8 protein-coding genes are annotated in these 4,098 nt (G+C 55.8%); 2 read left to right on the top strand and 6 right to left on the bottom strand.

Annotated elements, in window-relative coordinates; genetic code table 11:
- Positions 1-356, bottom strand: a 356-nt coding sequence (locus JCM13995_RS13090) for a 2,3-bisphosphoglycerate-dependent phosphoglycerate mutase (RefSeq protein WP_156314504.1), incomplete at its 3' end; no start/stop codon positions are given.
- A gap of 113 nt (positions 357-469) precedes the next feature.
- Here JCM13995_RS13090 and JCM13995_RS13085 point away from each other — a divergent pair.
- Positions 470-817, top strand: a complete 348-nt coding sequence (locus JCM13995_RS13085) for a homoserine kinase (RefSeq protein WP_054666416.1) — start codon at positions 470-472, stop codon at positions 815-817.
- A gap of 46 nt (positions 818-863) precedes the next feature.
- On the top strand, positions 864-1,322 hold the full coding sequence (locus tag JCM13995_RS13080; protein WP_054666412.1) for a hypothetical protein: 459 nt from the start codon (positions 864-866) through the stop codon (positions 1,320-1,322).
- Here JCM13995_RS13080 and JCM13995_RS13075 read toward each other — a convergent pair.
- The 5 genes from JCM13995_RS13075 to JCM13995_RS13055 form a co-directional block, all read right to left on the bottom strand.
- Positions 1,313-1,549, bottom strand: coding sequence for a CsbD family protein (locus JCM13995_RS13075; protein WP_054666408.1), 237 nt, complete (start codon positions 1,547-1,549; stop codon positions 1,313-1,315). The two genes, JCM13995_RS13080 and JCM13995_RS13075, sit on opposite strands and share 10 nt — an antisense overlap.
- A gap of 94 nt (positions 1,550-1,643) precedes the next feature.
- Positions 1,644-1,922: a hypothetical protein gene (locus tag JCM13995_RS13070; protein ID WP_054666403.1), complete on the bottom strand. Its 279-nt coding sequence runs from the start codon at positions 1,920-1,922 to the stop codon at positions 1,644-1,646.
- Between the two features lie 116 nt (positions 1,923-2,038).
- Positions 2,039-2,251 carry a hypothetical protein gene (locus tag JCM13995_RS13065; RefSeq protein ID WP_054666398.1) on the bottom strand — a complete coding sequence of 71 codons (213 nt, stop codon included), beginning with the start codon at positions 2,249-2,251 and terminating at the stop codon, positions 2,039-2,041.
- Between the two features lie 188 nt (positions 2,252-2,439).
- Positions 2,440-3,402 (bottom strand): serine hydrolase, encoded by a 963-nt coding sequence (locus tag JCM13995_RS13060; protein ID WP_156314503.1) that lies wholly within the window; start codon positions 3,400-3,402, stop codon positions 2,440-2,442.
- 282 nt (positions 3,403-3,684) lie between these two features.
- A partial coding sequence (locus JCM13995_RS13055; protein WP_156314502.1) for an aldehyde dehydrogenase family protein occupies positions 3,685-4,098 on the bottom strand: 414 nt, incomplete at its 5' end.

Genomic DNA, 4,098 nt, shown 5'->3' with positions numbered 1-4,098 from the left:
GCGCAAAAGCCGCGTCGCCAGCGAGCCACCTGCGCCTTGCCGAACAGCTCACGTGTCTTGTCCTTGTTCAACCCGCGCAAGGCCCCGTAATGGCGCTCGTTCAGACGCCAGGATTTGGTGATCGGCAGCCAGTTTTGGCCGATCTCATCCTGAACCACGTAGGCGGTTTGAATCGCCCGCTTCAGTACCGAAGTGTGAACGTGGCTGAACGGTAGGGCCAATTTTGCCAGCGCCTGCCCGGCATCATGGGCCTGGTGAACACCAAGTGGCGTCAGCGGCACATCCGACCAGCCGGTGTAAGTATTCGAAAAGTTCGCGGCGCTTTCGCCGTGCCGGATCAACACTAATTTAACCATCACGGCCTCCATATTTTTCCAGTATACCATTTTCGGAAAATCACTCAAAACGCTGGTATATGAGAATACAATTAGATATACTTATTTATATCTAATTAGGTGGGGGCTTGGCCATGGCAATCTGGGTACCAGGAACAATCACATCACGCATTCAGCCGGATCTGGCGCTGGCAATTGACCGTGGCGTGGCGCTGGACATTGGCGAAGAGAGTTTTGAATGGCGCGTGACCAGCAACGACGCCAGCCTTCCTACTGATCAAACCAATCTGATCGTCAGCGTCGCTGAAACGGTGGACCCCTTGCTAGTCCCACATGACCTGACCTTACACACCACGGTCAAGACCGGAGTCGGCTTAGGCGCCTCCCTGGCCGCCACGATGCTGGGCATCGAATTGGCGGCAACCATCGGCGACCAGCCTGTCCCCCTGAGTAAAAAGCTCTCAGTCGCCGACTTTTTTTGAGCCCAACCGCGCCGCCATTGAGGCCACGCTGTACGGCGGCTGTCTGGTGTTCAACGGCCCGAAAAACGTCCTGAACTTCGGCACCGAACTGGTACAAGGGGCCATCTACCTGCCTGACAAGGTCGTGGATACTCCGGTACCGCCTGAGCCAACGAAAAGCGCGGCGTCGGCGCAGGCCGTGATGAACGCCATGATGAGCGCAGACGGCGACTGGTTGAGCCGGCACTTCCCGCTCAAAGAGCAGGTCACGGATGATTACTTTCCGCACGCCGAAATGGTCGCCCGCGCCGTGCGGGCTGCGGGCGGTTTTACCACGTTTGTCTCCGCCAACGGCCCGGCGCTGGTTTGTCTCGCCGAAACGCGCAAGGCAGATTTTTTTCCCGCAGTTGAAGCGGCGCCTGACTGCCGGGACCGTTGCCCCCTTCCACCTATCACGCAAGGGGGTTTCGCGCATTTGACGCAACAAAAGCCGGGCAGCTGCCCGGCTTTCTTGTCTCAGTGGTGATCCTTGTAGCTGTCAACTGTGTCGTTGAACTTGTCTGCCGCCTTCTCGGTGAGATCGTCGGTGGAATCTTTCGCCTTCCGCTTGGCGTCGGCCACTTTATCCTTCGCCTCGCCCTTCAGTCCTTGGGCTTTGCCCTTGGCTTCAAGCTTTTCATTGCCCGTTGCCTTACCGGTAGTTTCTTTCACTTTGCCAACGACCTTGTCCTTCATTGCATCAAGATCTGCCATAGCTATCCCTCCTTCTTGGTATAACTTAAGTGTACCAAGGATGAGTTGTGCACGGCCAATCAGACGCCTCAAGCCAAAAAAAATAGGCCTCAGCCTACTTCTTTGTGGTCTTCGCCGACCGGTTGTTGCGGCCTGTCGGCTCCTCGGGAGCTGGCGGCTCAACCGCCTGGCCGTCTTTTTTAATGTCTTTGTAGTTAACGACTGTGCGGTTCTTCAGGTCGTCAACGACTTCCTTGTCTGCCTTGTTGAACGAGTCGATTGTCAGCAAAGCCGCATTGGCATACAACTTTTCCACGGTGCCTGTGAAACTCAGTGGCACTTGTTTGCTTTTTTTAACGTCGACCGTCTCGCCGACCGTGATCACTTGGGCCAAAAAAAAGTTCCCCCTTCTGCCGTGCAACGTTAGGTAACGTTACTTATTATAGCATAGTTGGCCCGCCTGCGGTTGGTCAGCCCGCCGCCTCTTCAGCTGCCGGCTCCGGCTCCGGCTCACCGGCCTTGAGAATCGTCATTTTTTTTCAAGGCAATCACGCTTTGAAATAACAGATCGCGCGCATTCATTTGATCGCGCGGATCAAATTCATCGATCGTGACCCATGCGGAGTTCTCGTAGCGTTTGACCACGGTACCGATAAATGGATATTCCATATTGCCGTTAGCCTGGCAGCGAACCACTGCCCCTTTCGTCACAGTCGTTGTCATGTAACCGCCTCCATCCGTTTTGATACAGTGAGTATATCCCATTTATTTTCTTATCGTCAACATAAACAATATATTATTTTTTTAAAACTGCCGTTATTCATGGCTGGGAACAACGAGCGCAATTGCCGGCGCTTGAGACAAATAAAAAGCCACCGGGGAAATCTCCTCGATGACAGGAAAATTCGGTGTCAGCCGTAAACGATTGTTTGCACTTGCTTGGCAATGGCTTTGACCTGCGAGAAATCCTGATAGCTGCCATTATCCGTCATGATCACGAGCAGGTACCGATCGCCGTGCGGGGTGGTCACAATACCGGCATCGTTATCCGTACTGCCCAGCCACCCCACCTTGTCCTGAACAACGCTGCCGTTGGCCACTGCACTGGCCGCAGCCGGAATGCCGCTGCGGTATACCTGCTTGCACATCGCGGTCAGCAGCTTTTGGCGCAGTGCGGCATCGGCAAACGGCCCGGTGCCTCGTTCGATGGCCTTCAGCATGGTGAGCAAGTCATTGCTCGTCGTGGTCGCAGTGCCCACGGTTTTAAAGACGTACCCCGTCCCAAGCGTCGCAAAGTAATGATTCAGCGCTGCCGCACCACTTTGCTGCAGCAGACTTTCGGCATAGTCATTCTCGGAGTTCACGATCATCCGCTGGAACCCGTCCTCGTCGGCTGCCGTCCAGGTCTTCACGCCGGTCTCCAGCTCATGAAACAGCCAGGCGGTAATGTAAAGCTTGAACGTTGACGCGGCGACCATGCGCTGATCTCCGTTTTCGGCAACGGCCAGGCTGCCTGCCTGGTAAACCGCCGCGTCAGCCGCTTTAGCCGCGGCACTGCCAGAAACTGGCGCCAGATTGTAAAAACTGACGGCAACGTGCCCGCTTTGAGTCACGCCCTTTAGGTACTGGGTCAGCGTGCGCTTAATTTTAGCGGTCTGATTCCTAGTGCTGGCCGAGGACAATTTGGCCGTTGCCTTAGAGGCCGCCTGACTGGCGCTTGAGGCCTGGGGGCTGGTCGAGCCAGCCGCATCGGCCCCGTCATCGTTCAGGGCGTTGACGGTCAGGCCGATCACCAGCCCAAGCGCCAGCATGCAGGCCAGCGCAAAAGGAATAATGCGGCCCCAACGCGGCTTGCGGTGATTAGATTTTCGCATTAACTCAACTACTCTCTTCGTATATATAAATCAAATAATACAGCTTATCTGTGAGCAATGTTAGATTAAAATAAATATTTTTCACAGAAAACGTGGTGCGCATCGCCACCTCGGCTGCAGTGATTCACTGGCTGAACGGCACCCAGGCGCTGACCATGGTGGCCACGCGCCTTTGAACACTCGCGCCAATGGGGCCATGTTTAACAAAAAAAACGTCTCTGCCGCATCGCGCCGGTCCGCAGACCGTGCCTGCCGCAAAGACGTTTTTTTACTCTGAGCGCTTCACTTGCGCACTTGCCCGTTGCCACGAATCTGGTACTTGGTCGTGGTCAGCGCGGTCAGGCCCATCGGGCCGCGGGCGTGCAGCTTCTGGGTGCTGATCCCGATCTCGGCGCCAAAGCCGAACTCCTGCCCATCCGTGAACCGCGTTGACGCGTTCACGTACACGCATGCGGCGTCGACCTGACTAAGAAACTGCTCACCGGCAGCGTAATCGTCTGTCACGATAGTTTCGGAATGCTTCGTGTTGTGCGCGTTAATGTGACCAATCGCTGCGTCCTCTGAATCCACCACCTTGACCGCCATGATTAAATCATTGTATTCGGTGTCCCAGTCTGCGGCCGTGGCAGGCTGCATGCTGGGCACAATCGTCCGCGCGGCCGCATCGCCGCGCAGCGTCACACCGTGCGCCTGAAG

The organism is Lacticaseibacillus camelliae DSM 22697 = JCM 13995, from assembly GCF_001311195.1.
In the GTDB taxonomy this organism is placed as follows: Bacteria; Bacillota; Bacilli; order Lactobacillales; family Lactobacillaceae; genus Lacticaseibacillus; species Lacticaseibacillus camelliae.
This window is presented reverse-complemented; position numbering and strand designations above follow the sequence as displayed.